Annotated in this window: 12 protein-coding genes; 5 read left to right on the forward strand and 7 right to left on the reverse strand. The window is 59.1% G+C overall.

Going from position 1 to position 14,680, the window contains the following annotated elements; all coding sequences use genetic code 11:
• From AC1DXW_RS21865 to AC1DXW_RS21875, 3 genes are all read right to left on the reverse strand, one after another.
• Positions 1 to 474 (reverse strand): glycosyltransferase family 2 protein (locus tag AC1DXW_RS21865; protein WP_477760438.1); only part of this gene is annotated, 474 nt, incomplete at its 3' end.
• A 48-nt stretch (positions 475 to 522) separates the two neighbouring features.
• Entirely contained in the window at positions 523 to 1,500 is a 978-nt protein-coding gene (locus AC1DXW_RS21870; protein ID WP_477755401.1) for an NAD-dependent epimerase, read from the reverse strand.
• 200 nt (positions 1,501 to 1,700) lie between these two features.
• Positions 1,701 to 2,321, reverse strand: coding sequence for a cell wall hydrolase (locus tag AC1DXW_RS21875; protein WP_477755402.1), 621 nt, complete (start codon positions 2,319 to 2,321; stop codon positions 1,701 to 1,703).
• A gap of 141 nt (positions 2,322 to 2,462) precedes the next feature.
• Here AC1DXW_RS21875 and AC1DXW_RS21880 point away from each other — a divergent pair, with 141 nt between their 5' ends.
• Positions 2,463 to 3,314 carry a CAP domain-containing protein gene (locus AC1DXW_RS21880; protein WP_477755403.1) on the forward strand — a complete coding sequence of 284 codons (852 nt, stop codon included), beginning with the start codon at positions 2,463 to 2,465 and terminating at the stop codon, positions 3,312 to 3,314.
• 218 nt (positions 3,315 to 3,532) lie between these two features.
• Complete coding sequence (gene proS, locus AC1DXW_RS21885; protein ID WP_477760439.1) at positions 3,533 to 5,023, forward strand: proline--tRNA ligase; 1,491 nt, start codon at positions 3,533 to 3,535, stop codon at positions 5,021 to 5,023.
• 211 nt (positions 5,024 to 5,234) lie between these two features.
• Here the strand turns inward: proS and AC1DXW_RS21890 are convergent, their stop codons facing one another.
• The 4 genes from AC1DXW_RS21890 to AC1DXW_RS21905 form a co-directional block, all read right to left on the reverse strand.
• Complete coding sequence (locus AC1DXW_RS21890) at positions 5,235 to 5,390, reverse strand: DUF2474 domain-containing protein (protein ID WP_477755405.1); 156 nt, start codon at positions 5,388 to 5,390, stop codon at positions 5,235 to 5,237.
• Positions 5,377 to 6,393, reverse strand: a complete 1,017-nt coding sequence (cydB, locus tag AC1DXW_RS21895; RefSeq protein ID WP_477755406.1) for a cytochrome d ubiquinol oxidase subunit II — start codon at positions 6,391 to 6,393, stop codon at positions 5,377 to 5,379. Before cydB ends, AC1DXW_RS21890 begins: the two co-directional genes overlap by 14 nt.
• A gap of 17 nt (positions 6,394 to 6,410) precedes the next feature.
• Entirely contained in the window at positions 6,411 to 7,832 is a 1,422-nt protein-coding gene (locus AC1DXW_RS21900) for a cytochrome ubiquinol oxidase subunit I (protein ID WP_477760440.1), read from the reverse strand.
• 122 nt (positions 7,833 to 7,954) lie between these two features.
• Positions 7,955 to 10,279 carry an FdhF/YdeP family oxidoreductase gene (locus AC1DXW_RS21905; RefSeq protein ID WP_477760441.1) on the reverse strand — a complete coding sequence of 775 codons (2,325 nt, stop codon included), beginning with the start codon at positions 10,277 to 10,279 and terminating at the stop codon, positions 7,955 to 7,957.
• A 332-nt stretch (positions 10,280 to 10,611) separates the two neighbouring features.
• On the opposite strand from AC1DXW_RS21905, the gene moaA reads away from it, so the two are divergent.
• From moaA to AC1DXW_RS21920, 3 genes are all read left to right on the forward strand, one after another.
• The gene (gene moaA / locus AC1DXW_RS21910) at positions 10,612 to 11,610 is read left to right on the forward strand and encodes a GTP 3',8-cyclase MoaA (protein ID WP_477755216.1); all 999 of its coding nucleotides are present in this window, start codon (positions 10,612 to 10,614) and stop codon (positions 11,608 to 11,610) included.
• Positions 11,611 to 11,615: 5 nt separating this feature from the next.
• On the forward strand, positions 11,616 to 12,515 hold the full coding sequence (locus AC1DXW_RS21915; RefSeq protein ID WP_477755215.1) for a bestrophin family protein: 900 nt from the start codon (positions 11,616 to 11,618) through the stop codon (positions 12,513 to 12,515).
• A gap of 76 nt (positions 12,516 to 12,591) precedes the next feature.
• Positions 12,592 to 14,547 carry an acetoacetate--CoA ligase gene (locus AC1DXW_RS21920; protein WP_477755214.1) on the forward strand — a complete coding sequence of 652 codons (1,956 nt, stop codon included), beginning with the start codon at positions 12,592 to 12,594 and terminating at the stop codon, positions 14,545 to 14,547.
• Positions 14,548 to 14,680: the final 133 nt, after the last annotated feature.

Raw genomic sequence — 14,680 nt, forward strand, 5'->3', positions numbered from 1 at the left:
GTCCGGGGTGGCGTCCTTGAGCAGGCGGCGGCGCAGGTTGTTGGCGAAACGCGAGGCGTAGCGCTTGCTCGCCGTATCACGGCGATTGACCCGATGCCCGGCGACCAGTTGCACGTCAACCTGGCCCGGTTCGCCGCGCACCAGCGCCAGCATGCCGGGGATGTCCGCCGGGTCGTTCTGGCCGTCGCCATCGAGGGTCGCCAGCCATTGCCCGCGCGCCTCCCGTGCGGCGTGGTACAGCGAAGTGCTCTGCCCCAGCGAGCGCTCGTGATGGAGGATGCGCAAGGTGTTCAGGCCGTTCTGGCGGATCTGCCGCAATTCCTGCAGGGTCGCATCGGTGCTGCCATCGTCAACGACGATGATTTCGTACGATTCAGCGGCCAATGCGACGCGGATTTCTTCAAGCAGCGGCTTGAGGTTGTTCGCTTCGTTCTTGGCGGGAATCAGTACGGATACAAAAATGTCTTGGTTCATGGGGTCTCTCTCGCCCTTTTGATTTTTTCGAGATCAGAGGCGAACGCTTCAAATCTGATAGAACTGCCGATACCACTTCACAAACTCGCCGACGCCGGTTTCGAGCGTCACCTGCGGGCTGAAGCCCACCCACTCGGCCAGTGCCGAGACATCGGCCCAGGTCTTGACCACATCACCGGCCTGCATCGGCATGTAGTTGCGCCGGGCCTGCAGGCCCAGGGCGGACTCCAGGCAGTCGACGAAATCCAGTAACGCCACCGGCATGCCACGCCCGATGTTGAAGAGCCGGTTTACCCCGGTGGCGGAGCCTTCCGGCACCGGAGGCCTTGGGCGTAGTCGGGCGATACCTTCGACAATGTCGTCGACGTAGGTAAAGTCGCGCGACATCTGCCCCTGGTTGTAAATGTCGATGGGCAGGTCTTTGAGGATGGCGTCGGTAAACTTGAACAGCGCCATGTCCGGGCGACCCCATGGACCGTAGACGGTAAAAAAGCGCAGGCCACTGGCTTTCAGGCCATACAAATGGCAGTAACTTTCGGCCAGCAGTTCATTGGCGCGCTTGCTGGCGGCGTACAGCGAAACGGGATGTTCGACAGGGTCCTCGACACTGAACGGCATCTTGCTGTTGGTGCCGTACACCGAACTGCTCGAGGCGTAGATCAGATGCTCGGGGCGATGGTGCCGACAGGCTTCCAGCACATTGAGGAAACCCACCAGGTTCGATTGCCCATAGACATCCGGGTTGTCCAGCGAGTAGCGCACTCCGGCCTGAGCGGCCAGGTGCACCACCTCGGTAAAACGGTGTTCTTGAAACAGGCTCATCAGGGCCGGTTTATCGACGATGTCCATTTTCCGGAAGCGAAAGCCCGGCAAAGTCTCCAGCACCTTGAGGCGTGCGTGCTTGAGTTCCACGTCGTAGTAGTCGTTGAGGTTGTCGATCCCAACAACCTCCTGACCCTCGCGGCACAAGCGCTGAACCGTATGAAAACCGATGAAACCGGCTGCACCGGTGACCAGAACGGTCATTGGACGCACGCCTGCGACTGCGCTGCGATCGACGCGAGATTACTGATCCAGACCCTCGTGGGCTTCATGTGTAGCTCCTGCTTATGGCGTCATTCGCGCACGGTTTCGTTGTGAAGCTTATAAAACAGAAACATTTCAGTTTCGATAACGCCGTGCGCAACCTCAGCAAAAAAAACCATATCTGGCCGAAACAGCCGCTATTATCTGGCCGAATCGTCATGTGGCTTGTAAAACCGGAACAAACCGATATCCACGGTCTTGATGTATTGCGTGGCCCAATCCGGTTTGACGGTACGATCGTGGAAATACAGTGCACCCTGCGTGCGGTCCGGCAGTTCCTTGTTCAGGGCCTTGCGCGCGATTTCCTTGGCCATCGCGTAAGGCACCTCTTCCTGCACCGAATCGGATTTGCCGTCACACCACCAGGAAAACTGGCAACTCTTGGTTTCTGAACCCTGTTTGACCACTTTGCACACCGTGTCCGGAAAGCCCTCGTGGCCCAGGCGATTCATGACCACGTTGGCCACTGCCTCCATGTCGGCGGTGTCCTTGCCCCTGGCTTCCCAGTAAATGGACCGGGCCAGGCACGTGATCGCATCGTCCAGCGGCGCGACGCCCGCCGGGTCGACGGCCTGGACTTCGGACGGGGTAATCGCTTCAGCCTTGGGCACCGGTGCGGGGTTGTTGTTCTCGGCGGCTTTCTGTTCCAGCACCTCGGCCTTGTTCTCGGCCGCTTGCTGCTTTTGCGCTTGATCCGCAGCGGACACCGGGCCGGCAAACAACATGAAGGCGAGGCAAGTGGCGATCCAGTCGAGGCGCATGGTCGGTGTCACTCGGTGAGTGGTTCGATTCAGTCTAGTAGTGAAATGATTTCGCCCACCCCACTACACTCTGGATAAATCCGTTGTCCTGGATGGACCAACTTCGCGCATCATGGGCGCAATCTGCTCAAGGGGATATTCATGGGTTTCATCTCATCCGCAATGCGTTTGACCGGTTTGTCTCTGGGCCTGGTATTCGCCGCTAACGCTATCGCGGCGGACGAAGCGCAATTGGTCGAATCGATCAACGTCTACCGCAGCCAACTGCAGCGCTGTGCCGGCCAGGTCTCATCGGAGCTGCCGCCGCTGTCGGCCGACCCGCGCCTGGTGCTGTCCGGCCCGAGCATCGGCAATCTGCAGCAGGCCATGGCCGCTGCGGGTTATCCCATGAAGAATGTGCAGGCCATCAGCCTGTCCGGGCCTCGCGATGCCGCCTCGGCGATGAAGGCGATTCAGGAGAGTTTTTGCCAGATCGTCCTCGACCCGCAATTCGTCGATGTCGGCGTCAGCCGCCAGGACAATCAGTGGCGCATCGTCGTGGCGCGGCCACTGCTGAGTTCACACCTGGGCGACTGGCAGACCGAGGGCCAGAAGCTGCTCATCGAACTCAATGCCGCACGAGCCAAGCCGCGTCAATGCGGCACCCAGTCTTTCAATGCGACCGCGCCGCTGGCCTGGAACGCCACGCTGGCCACCGCCGCCGAAGGCAACTCGCGCTCCATGGCCAACAATAACTACTTCGATCACAAGGACCGCGATGGCCGCACCCCGGGCGACCGCGCGGAACTGGCCGGCTACGACTTCCAGCAGATCGGCGAAAACATCGCCGCCGGGCAGGACAGCGTACGCAAGGTGGTCGAAGGCTGGCTGGTCAGCCCTGGTCATTGCGCCAACCTGATGAACCCGCAGTTCCGCGAACTGGGCGCAGCGTATGCGACCGATCCAAAGAGCGATGCGGGGATTTACTGGACGGCGGTGTTTGGGGCGCAGTGAGTGCCCTAGCCCCCGAAGCGATTGCGTCGGGGGTTCTTTGTGGTCAACGAACACTTCGAAGTGCGAAGTAACTTTACAAAAAGAAAGATCCTTCTGAAGGAAATTTCTGAAATATGAAAAACCACACATGAAGTCTTGAAATTTCAAAGCTCAATAAATATACCTACCCCTTACGACACCATTTCGAATAACAATTTCGACTTCAAAGCAAGGGTCCTATGAAAAACGCAATATCACCTACAAGAAATGAAAACTTTTCTGACTGGTATCAACAAGTGATTATCCAGTCAGAAATGGCTGAGTACTCTCCAGTTCGAGGCTGCATGGTAATCCGTCCTTGGGGGTATGGCATATGGGAGCAGATTCAACGAGAACTTGATAAGAAAATCAAAGACACAGGGCATTCAAACGCATATTTTCCACTTTTGATTCCGTTATCCTTTCTTCAAAAAGAAGCAGAGCATGTTGAAGGCTTTGCCAAAGAGTGCGCGGTTGTAACCCATCATCGTCTCGAAAAATCAACGGATGGAGCGCTTACTCCCGCAGGAACACTAGAAGAACCGTTGATCATCAGGCCCACCAGTGAAACGGTCATCGGTGCATCCTTTTCACGATGGGTACAAAGTTATCGGGATCTGCCTCTACTTATCAATCAATGGGCGAACGTACTGCGCTGGGAAATGCGTCCTCGGATTTTCCTGCGCTCATCGGAGTTCCTATGGCAGGAAGGTCACACCGTTCACGCAACTCATGATGAGGCCTTGGACGAAACGCTAAAGATGCTGGATATCTATGAGCGCTTTACTACCGAGCACCTGGCCATACCAGTAATTAAGGGCGAAAAGTGCTCCTGGGAACGTTTTCCGGGCGCCGTCAGCACCTACACCATTGAAGCGATGATGCAAGACGGCAAGGCCCTGCAAGCAGGTACTTCTCATTTTTTAGGCCAGAACTTCGCACAAAGTTCAGACATCCGCTTCGTGAACAAAGGAGGGATAAAAGAACTGGCATGGACCACGTCTTGGGGAGTATCCACGCGACTGATCGGCGCGATGATAATGGCCCATGGTGACGATGATGGACTAGTACTCCCGCCCCTCGTGGCACCGACGCAGGTCGTCATTATCCCGATCGTGCGCAACGAACAGAATGCAGATGCCATTCATGACTACTGCAAAAAACTGCAAAAGCAGATTTGTCGGAAAAAACTGAAGGGGCAAAACCTTCGGGCCAGTGTTGATTGGCGGGACATGAACAGTGGCGAAAAAAAATGGTACCACATCAAGCGTGGCGTCCCTGTCCGGATCGAGATTGGCATAAAGGAACTGGAGCAAAATGCGGTGTCCTATTTCTGTCGAAACAACTGCAAAATCCTTCTGAAACTTGACACTGGAGATTTCGTTAATAACATCTCGAAAACACTGGCCACCCTTCAAAAAGACATGTTAGAGGCAGCACAGAAGAAATTGTCCGACAACACCACAACGATCACTACTCTGGACGAATTCAAAAAGCGCTTCAAACAGAACACAAAACTTAGCGCCTTTGTTCTCGCCCCCTTCACCGAAGACAAAAAAGTTGAAAAAGCCATCGGAGAGCTTGGAGTAACCGTTCGCTGTATTCCGCTAAAACAACCTGAAATCTCCGTAACCTGTTTATTCACCGGCCGAAAAACGAACACGTGGGCACTTTATGCAAAGTCATATTGATCCCTGATCACCTACAGCCCCGCTATTGCGGCAATGCTGTTCATTTAAGAAGTATAGAGAGAGCAATAAGTAACCTGTGGCGAGGGAGCTTGCTCCCGTTGGGCTGCGAAGCGGCCCCAAAAGAGGGCCTGCTGCGCAGTCCAGCGGGAGCAAGCTCCCTCGCCACAAGTCATTTGTCACAACTGCCATTTCGGTTTTCTGGCAGTACGCATCAGTGGCTACTCATCCCGGCCGCATGCATCAACATCCGCAACACCCCCGCCACCACCCCCAACGCAACCACACTGCCCAGCCAGATCACCACCAGCCATCCCAGGCGCTTGTACCAGCGCGCGGGTGCGGTTTGATTCCTATCAATGGTAGCCATCGCCAATCCTCACTTTGCCGCGGAACACGTAGTAGCTCCAGACCGTGTACATCAGGATGATCGGCAGGATGAACAGCGCGCCGATCAGGATGAACAACTGGCTGGTAGGTGGTGACGCCGCTGCCCACAGGCCGATCGACGGCGGCACGATGTTCGGCCAGATGCTGAACGCGAGGCCGATGTAGCCCAGGAACACCAGCATCAGGGTGAAGGCGAACGGCCAATGGGTGTGGCGTTGGCGCAGGGTCTTGAGCAAGCCGAACATCGCCAGCAAGGCCAGCACCGCCAGGCCACCGAACACCGCCAGGTGCGCATGGGCAAACCAACGGGTGGCGATTTCCGGATGGAGGATTGGCGTCCACACGCAAATCACGCCGATCACCGCCAACAGCAGCCAGGCCAGGGGCCGGGTGAACAGGCGCATCCGCGATTCGAGCATGCCTTCGGTCTTGACCAGCAACCAGGTACTGCCGAGCAGCGCATAAGCGACGATCAGCCCGACTCCGCAGAACAGCGGAAACGGTGCCAGCCAGTCCAGCGAACCACCGGCGAACTGGCGGTCGACCACCGGGATGCCGGCGATGTAAGTGCCGATCACCACGCCCTGGGAGAAGGTCGCGAGCAGCGAACCGCCGATGAACGCCATGTCCCAGACATGACGCTTTTCAGGGCTGGCCTTGAAACGAAACTCGAACGCCACACCGCGAAAGATCAAGCCGCACAACATCAGGATCAGCGGCAGGTACAACGCTTCCAGAATCACCGAATAGGCCAGCGGGAACGCGCCATACAGCGCCGCGCCGCCCAGCACCAGCCAGGTCTCGTTACCGTCCCAGACCGGTGCCACGGTGTTCATCATCACATCGCGCTCCTTCGCATCCGGGATCAGCGGAAACAGGATGCCCAACCCCAGGTCGAAGCCGTCCATGATCACGTACATCATCACGCCGAAGGCGATGATCACGCCCCAGATCAACGATAAATCGATACCTTGAATACCCATGACTCAACTCCCTTCCTTCAATTGACGCGGGCGTCGGTTTCGAGGATTTCAGCGTCGGCGGACAGCGGCCGGCGCGGTGTGATGACCTGATCGGAATGCCCGTCGACGGGATGCCCGTGATGCGGCTGCGGCCCTTTGCCAACCAGTTTCATCATGTAGCCGATGCCCACCGTGAACACCGAGAAATAGATCACCACGAACAGCGCCAGCGAGATGCTCAACTGCGTGACGCTGTGATTCGATGCCGCATTCGCCGTCCGCTGCAGGCCATACACCACCCACGGCTGGCGCCCGACTTCGGTGGTGATCCAGCCGGCGAGCATGGCGATCAGGCCGCTTGGGCCCATCCACAGCATCAGGCGCAGGAACCAGCGATTGCGGTAAATGGCACCGCTGCGGCGCAGGGCCAGGCCGAGCACACCGGCCAGCACCATCAACATGCCGAGCCCGGCCATGACGCGGAAACTCCAGAAGATGATCGTCGCGTTGGGGCGATCCTCTTTCGGGAAGCTCTTGAGCGCCGGGATCTGCTTGTCGAGGCTGTGGGTCAGGATCAAGCTGCCCAGGTAGGGAATTTCGATGGCGTATCTGGTTTTCTCGGCCTGCATGTCGGGGATACCGAACAGCACCAGCGGCGTCGCTTCGCTGCCGTTGTTTTCCCAGTGCCCTTCGATGGCAGCGATCTTCGCCGGTTGGTGCTCCAGGGTGTTCAAGCCGTGAGCGTCACCGACCACCGCCTGAATCGGGCTAACGACCAAGGCCATCCACAACGCCATCGACAGCATCTTGCGCACTTGCCGGGTGTCGTTGCCGCGCAGCAGGTGCCACGCCGCCGACGAGCCGACAAAGAACGCCGTGGCCACGAACGCGGCAATCGCCATGTGCGCCAGGCGGTACGGGAACGACGGGTTGAACACGATGGCCAGCCAGTCCAGCGGCATCACGCGACCGTCGACGATCTCGAAGCCCTGGGGCGTTTGCATCCAGCTGTTGGAGGCGAGAATCCAGAAGGTCGAAATCAGCGTGCCGATGGCGACCATGACCGTCGAGAAGAAGTGCAAGCCGCGCCCTACCCGGTTCCAGCCGAACAGCATGACCCCGAGGAAACCGGCCTCGAGGAAGAACGCCGTGAGCACTTCATAGGTCAGCAACGGCCCGGTGATGCTGCCGGCAAAGTCGGAGAAACGGCTCCAATTGGTGCCGAACTCGTAGGCCATGACCAGCCCCGAGACCACGCCCATGCCGAAGTTGACGGCGAAGATCTTCGACCAGAAATGGTAGAGATCGCGGTAGGTGTCGTTGTGGGTCTTCAGCCAAAGCCCTTCGAGCACCGCCAGGAAACTGGCCAGCCCGATGGTGATGGCGGGAAAGATGATGTGGAACGAAACCGTGAACGCGAATTGCATGCGCGCCAGGTCCAGTGCCTCCAGGTTAAACATGTCGATATCCTCATCGCGGCTGAAAAACGGCGGCACACGGCCGGGCCACCGTCAGGCCGGGGGGGCCTGCAGCCAACACAAGTCGAAAGGGTTACGCGAGCGGCATCGGGCCGCCCCCGGTGTCAGGCGGCGGAAGTCGAAATCAGGTTGCTGGCCTTCGCCTGTTCCAGCCGGATGGCGACGAACTTGGAAGTCGGGGTGAAGGTGCGGTCACCGTAACTTTCCAGCGGCACCAGCGGGTTGGTCTCGGGGTAGTACGCCGCCGCCTGACCGGCCGGAATGTCGTAGGCGATCAGGGTAAAACCGCTGACCCGACGCTCACGCTCGTCGTCCCACAGCGCCACCAGGTCGACCTTCTGCCCCGGTTCAAAACCCAGCCGGCGAATGTCCTGCTCGTTGGCGAACACCACGTCGCGCATGCCGTAGACCCCGCGATAGCGATCGTCCAAACCGTACAGCGTGGTGTTGTACTGATCGTGGGAACGCATGGTCTGCAGAATCAGGTGCGGCTTGACCGCCAGGTTGCGCACGCCCTCGCTGATCAGGTGCTCCGGCAACACGCTCGGGGTGAACTGAGCCTTGCCGCTGGCGGTTTTCCAGATGCGTTTGGCCGCGTCGTTGGGCATGTGGAAACCGCCCGGATGCAGCAATCGCCGGTTGAAGTCTTCGAAGCCGGGAATGGTGTCGGCAATCATGTTGCGGATGCGGCCGTAATCGCCGATGGCCCAGTTCCAGTCGATCGGGTGCTTGCCCAGGGTCGCGGCGGCGATGCCGGCAATGATCGCAGGCTCCGAGCGCAGGTGTTTCGACTTCGGTTTCAGTTGGCCGTGGGAGATGTGGATCATGCTGAAGGTGTCTTCCACGGTGACGCCTTGCGGTCCTTCGGCCTGGATGTCGATGTCGGTGCGGCCCAGGCACGGCAGGATCAGCGCTTCACGGCCGGTGACCAGATGGCTGCGGTTGAGCTTGGTGGCGATGTGCACGGTGAGGTCGCATTTGCGCAACGCAGCGTGGGTGCGCGGCGTGTCGGGGGTGGCCTGGGCAAAGTTGCCGCCCAGGGCGATAAACACCTTCGAACGCCCCTGCTCCATCGCGCCAATCGCCATCACAGTGTTGTGACCATGCTCGCGCGGCGGCTTGAAGGAGAAGCGTTTTTCCAGGGCATCGAGCAAATCCGCAGGTGCCAGTTCGTTGATGCCCATGGTGCGGTCGCCCTGCACGTTACTGTGACCGCGAACCGGTGACAGACCCGCGCCCGGACGGCCGACATTGCCGCGCAGCAGCATCAGGTTGATGACTTCCTGCAGCGTCGGCACCGAGTGCGTGTGTTGGGTCAGGCCCATCGCCCAGCACATGATCACCCGCTTGGACCGGGCGTACATGCGGGCGGCGAGTTCGATATCCGCCAGAGACATGCCTGACTGCTGCTCAATGTGCTCCCAACTGGTGGCGTCGACTTCCCCAAGGTAGGCGCCCATTCCCGAGGTGTGTTCAGCGATGAACTCATGGTCGAACACCGGTTCGCCGCCGGTGGCCTGTGCTTCGCGCTCCCATTGCAGCAGGAACTTGACCATGCCACGCATGACCGCCATGTCACCGCCAAGTGCCGGGCGGAAGTACGCGGTGTTGGTCGGCTCGGAGCCGTTCAGCAACATTTCGATCGGGTGCTGCGGGTGCTGGAAGCGCTCCAGTCCGCGCTCCTTGAGTGGGTTGATGCAGATCACCTGTGCACCGCGCTTGACCGCTTCGCGCAACGGTTCGAGCATCCGCGGGTGGTTGGTGCCGGGGTTCTGGCCGATGACGAAAATCGCATCGGCATGCTCCAGGTCGTCAAACACCACGGTGCCTTTGCCCACGCCGAGGCTTTCGATCATGCTCACCGCGCTGGCTTCGTGGCACATGTTCGAGCAGTCCGGAAAGTTGTTGGTGCCGTAGGCCCGGACGAACAACTGATAGAGAAAGGCTGCCTCATTGCTGGCCCGGCCCGAGGTGTAGAACTCGGCCTGATCCGGCGATTCCAGCGCGTTGAGGTGCCGGGCGACCGTCGCGAACGCTTCGTCCCAGGTGGTTTCCACGTAACGGTCGGTGGCCGGGTCATAGCGCATCGGGTGGGTCAGGCGGCCTTGATACTCCAGCCAGTAATCGCTCTGCTCGGCCAGCGCCGAGACGCTGTATTTGTTGAAGAAGGCCGGGTCGACCAAACGGCCCGTGGCTTCCCAGTTAACCGCCTTGGCGCCGTTTTCGCAGAACTTGACCATGCCGTTTTCCGGCGACTCGCCCCAGGCACAACCGGGGCAGTCGAACCCGCCGTTCTGGTTGGTCTTGAGCATGGCGCGAATGTTCTTCAGCGCGTTTTCACTGCCCAGCCAGTTTTTGGTAACAGCGATCAGCGCCCCCCAACCAGCGGCGGCACCTTTGTAGGGTTTATAGCGGTCGACTTGAGACATGGTACTTCTCCGTAACAATGCACACAGGCTTCGACCTGATTCAGGTCATTGTTCGATTTGCGGAGAAAGCATATGAATGGCGTTTAAATATTGTCTAATCGCTATTTATGACCACATTATCGAGATGCTCTATCACGGTTTTTATCCTTGTTTTTCAATTACTTGAAATCACTTAAAGCTCTTTTATTCACGAAATAAAGTTGATCATCGACCCAGTCGATCAGCCGGTCATTAATAGTGATTGGACGCCCATTAAAGTTGCTCTTAGCCTGCGCTCAACAAGTCCGTCAATGACGGAAATTTCATACAAAAAAGCGCCAAGCGAGGGTGTCATGTCAGAACGAGTCTTGATCGATGGCTACTCCCGGCGCGTGGACTATCTGCGGATGTCGGTCACCGACCGCTGCGATTTCCGTTGCGTGTATTGCATGGCCGAGGACATGCAGTTTCTGCCCCGCCAACGGGTGCTGACCCTGGAAGAGATTTATCAGCTGGCACAAAGCTTCGTCGCACTGGGCACCCGCAAGATCCGCCTGACCGGGGGCGAGCCGCTGATCCGTCCGGGCGTGGTGCAACTGTGCGAGAGGATCGCCGCCCTGCCCGGCCTGCGTGAACTGTGCATGACCACCAATGGTTCGCAGTTGGCCAGACTGGCCGAGCCGTTGTTCGAAGCCGGGGTCAAGCGCCTCAACATCAGCCTCGATTGCCTGGACCCGCAACGTTTTCGCGAACTCACCCGCACCGGTGATCTGGCGCAGGTGATCAAGGGCATCGACGCGGCCAACCAGGCTGGATTTCGCAATACCAAGCTCAATTGCGTGGTGATGAAGGGCCGCAACGACCATGAGATCAATGATCTGGTGAGCTTCGCCATCGACCGCAACCTCGACATTTCCTTTATCGAGGAAATGCCGCTGGGCACCATCCACGAGCACAGCCGCGCCGAAGCGTTTTTCTCCAGTGCCCAGGTCCGTGAACGCATCGGCGAACGCTACACTTTGATTGATTCCGCCGAGTCGACCCAGGGTCCGTCGCGCTACTGGCGCCTGGCCGAGGCGCCGCAGATTCGCCTGGGGTTCATCTCCCCCCACAGCCACAACTTTTGTGGCACCTGCAACCGGGTGCGACTGACCGTGGAAGGACGTCTGCTGCTGTGCCTGGGCAATGAGCACGCCGTGGATCTCAAGGCGGTCTTGCGCAGCCACCCCGGACAGCCCGAGCGCCTGGAAAAAGCCATTATCGAGGCGATGAAACTCAAGCCTTATCGACACAACTTCGAAGTGAACGACGATGTTCAGGTCATTCGCTTCATGAACATGACGGGCGGCTGAAACCCATGATCGTAAGACCCAAACCCAACCTGATCGGCGTGCTGACGTCCCTCAAGGGTTCGATTGCCAAACGCATCGCCTGGCGCAGCCTGATGGTGACGCTGCTCGCCTCGGCCATCGTGCTCATCGAAACCTTGCACCCCAGCTACTTTTCCAAGGTCAGCGCCACGCCCTTCACGCTGCTGGGTTTGTCGTTGTCGATCTTCATGAGCTTTCGCAACAACGCCTGCTACGACCGCTGGTATGAAGCGCGCAAGGCGTGGGGCGATGTGATCGTGGAAGTCCGCTCGATGATTCGTGAAACCCTGGCTATCAAAGACACGGATGAGCGACACACGGTCCTCAGCAACCTGTGTGGCTTTGCCCATGCCCTCAACGCGCGGCTGCGCCAGGAAAACGAACTGGCCGCCAGTGGCGACTGGCTGCAGCCGATGCCCAAGGGCAACACCACGGACGTCAGCGGGCAGATACTGATGCAGGTCGGTCAGCAGTGCTCGGCACTCAACGAGTCAGGGGCGATCAACGACTGGCGCTACACGCTCATGGCCAACCACCTGACCAGCCTGACCCATGCCCAGGCCGTCTGTGAACGAATCAAGAACACCCCGCTGCCGTTCCCCTACACCCTGTTGCTGCACCGCACCATTTACCTGTTCTGCATCCTCTTGCCGTTTGCCATGGCCGAACCCCTGGGTTGGCTGACACCGATTTTCACCGCGATTGTCAGCTACACCTTTTTCGGCCTGGATGCGATTGCCGATGAACTGGAAGACCCCTTCGGCCGCGACGAAAACGACCTGCCCACCGACGCCATCGTGCGCAACATCGAGCGTGATGTACTGGCGGCCCTGGGTGTGACAGAGTTGCCGCCACAGCTGGAGCCGGTGGATTTTGTGTTGAACTGATTTCCAGCAAAAAAGCAAAACCTGTGGGAGCGGGCTTGCCCGCGAATGGATCTAAAGGCATAAGAAGAGGCAAACCATGTCCGACATCCTCTGGCAACCTGACGCCAAACGCATTGGCAAGACCCGCATGGAGGCCTTCCGGCGTTTCATCAATCAGCGGCATCACCTCAAGATCGACGACTACCCTGCCCTGCACCAATGGTCCATCGAGCAACGCCCGGACTTCTGGCAGGCCATCGTCGACTTCTTCGACATCCGCTTCCACGAGCAACCTGACGCGGTGCTGCTCGAAGGCCTGCAGATGCCCAGCGCCCAATGGTTCCCCGGCGCAACGCTGAACTTTGCCGAACACCTGCTACAGCGACGCGATGATGCGATCGCCGTGGTAGCCGTTGGCGAAAACGGTCTGCGTGAACATTTGACCTGGGCCGAACTCGCGGAACATGTCGCCGGCTTTCAAAACGGGCTGATAGCAGCCGGCGTCAGGGTTGGCGACCGGGTCGCCGCGTGCATGCCCAACACCTGGCAAACCCTGGTGGCCATGCTCGCCACCACCAGCCTTGGCGCCATCTGGTCCTGCTCTTCGCCGGACTTCGGCACCCAAGGGGTGGTTGACCGTTTCGGCCAGATCGAACCGAAAGTGCTGGTGACCTGCGCCGGTTATCGCTACGCCGGCAAGGAAATCGACCAAACCGCCAAGGTCAACGAGATTCTCCAGCGTCTGCCTTCGCTGCAACAGTTGATCATCGTGCCTTACGCCCGGCCACACGCGCACATAGAAGAATTCCGCACCCAGGCCAATGTGACGTTGTGGGACGATTTCTACACGCCCGGCGGCGAGCCGGATTTCGTCCCCGTGCCCTTCGCCCATCCGCTGTACATCCTCTACTCCAGCGGCACCACCGGCGTACCCAAATGCATCATCCACAGCACCGGCGGCGTGTTGCTGCAACACGTCAAGGAACACGGCCTGCATGGTGATCTCGGCCCCGGTGAACGGCTGTTCTACTACACCACCTGCGGCTGGATGATGTGGAACTGGCTGGTGTCGGCGCTGGCGACAGGCAGCTCCGTGGTGCTGTACGACGGCTCGCCGTTCCACCCCGAGCCGCAGTGCCTGATCGACCTGATCGACGACGAACGCATCAGTGTCTTTGGCACCAGCCCCAAATACCTCGCGACCCTGGAAAGCAGCGGTATCAAGCCCCGTGAAAGCCATGATCTGAGCAGCCTCAAGATGCTGCTATGCACCGGCTCGGCGCTGTCACCGCAGAGTTACGACTTCGTCTATCGCGACTTCAAGGCTGACGTGTGTCTGGCCTCGATGTCCGGTGGCACCGACATCGTCTCGTGCTTCGTCAACGGCAACCCGATGTCGCAGGTCAGGCGTGGCGAGATCATGGGCAAGAGCCTGGGCATGGCCGTCGAAGTGTGGAACGACGAAGGCCACCCGGTAATCGGCGAAAAAGGTGAGCTGGTCTGCACCCGGCATTTCCCGGCAATGCCCATTGGCCTTTGGAACGATCCCGATGGCGAGAAACTGCGCCAATCCTATTTCAGCCTGTTCCCCGGCGTCTGGGCCCAAGGTGATTACGCCGAACAACTGCCCCATGGCGGGATGATGATCCACGGTCGCTCCGATGCCGTGCTCAACCCCGGCGGCGTGCGCATCGGCACGGCGGAAATCTATCGTCAGGTGGAGAAAGTCCCCCAGGTACTCGACAGCGTGGCCATCGGTCAGCAGTGGCAGGATGACGTGCGGGTGGTGCTGTTCGTACGCTTGCACGACGGGCTCGAACTGGACGAGGCGCTGCAACAGCAGATCCGCCAGACGATTCGCGCCAACACCACGCCGCGTCATGTGCCGGCCAAGATTGTCGCGGTGACTGACATTCCCCGGACCATCAGCGGCAAAGTCGTTGAGTTGGCAGTACGCAATGTGGTGCACGGGCAGAAAGTGAAGAACACTGATGCGCTGGCCAATCCCGAGGCGCTGGAACAATTTCGTGACCGGCCCGAACTGATGGATTGAAATGGGATACCTGTGGGAGCGAGCTTGCTCGCGATAGCGGAGTGTCCGTTGACATCAATGCAAATTGACCCGACGCCATCGCGAGCAAGCTCGCTCCCACAGGGTACTGTGTCGCCTACCGCTCACCCTGACG

The organism is Pseudomonas sp. P4_C4 (genome assembly GCF_056402055.1).

What these genes read in the sequence shown, in the direction of transcription:
- AC1DXW_RS21905 (WP_477760441.1), bottom strand. Translation starts at nt 10,279, where the DNA reads ATGTCTCAAGTCGACCGCTATAAACCCTACAAAGGTGCCGCCGCTGGT.
- AC1DXW_RS21920 (WP_477755214.1), top strand. Translation starts at nt 12,592, where the DNA reads ATGTCCGACATCCTCTGGCAACCTGACGCCAAACGCATTGGCAAGACC.
- AC1DXW_RS21870 (WP_477755401.1), bottom strand. Translation starts at nt 1,500, where the DNA reads ATGACCGTTCTGGTCACCGGTGCAGCCGGTTTCATCGGTTTTCATACG.
- AC1DXW_RS21880 (WP_477755403.1), top strand. Translation starts at nt 2,463, where the DNA reads ATGGGTTTCATCTCATCCGCAATGCGTTTGACCGGTTTGTCTCTGGGC.
- AC1DXW_RS21875 (WP_477755402.1), bottom strand. Translation starts at nt 2,321, where the DNA reads ATGCGCCTCGACTGGATCGCCACTTGCCTCGCCTTCATGTTGTTTGCC.
- AC1DXW_RS21900 (WP_477760440.1), bottom strand. Translation starts at nt 7,832, where the DNA reads ATGTTTAACCTGGAGGCACTGGACCTGGCGCGCATGCAATTCGCGTTC.
- moaA (WP_477755216.1), top strand. Translation starts at nt 10,612, where the DNA reads ATGTCAGAACGAGTCTTGATCGATGGCTACTCCCGGCGCGTGGACTAT.
- cydB (WP_477755406.1), bottom strand. Translation starts at nt 6,393, where the DNA reads ATGGGTATTCAAGGTATCGATTTATCGTTGATCTGGGGCGTGATCATC.
- AC1DXW_RS21890 (WP_477755405.1), bottom strand. Translation starts at nt 5,390, where the DNA reads ATGGCTACCATTGATAGGAATCAAACCGCACCCGCGCGCTGGTACAAG.
- AC1DXW_RS21915 (WP_477755215.1), top strand. Translation starts at nt 11,616, where the DNA reads ATGATCGTAAGACCCAAACCCAACCTGATCGGCGTGCTGACGTCCCTC.
- proS (WP_477760439.1), top strand. Translation starts at nt 3,533, where the DNA reads ATGAAAAACGCAATATCACCTACAAGAAATGAAAACTTTTCTGACTGG.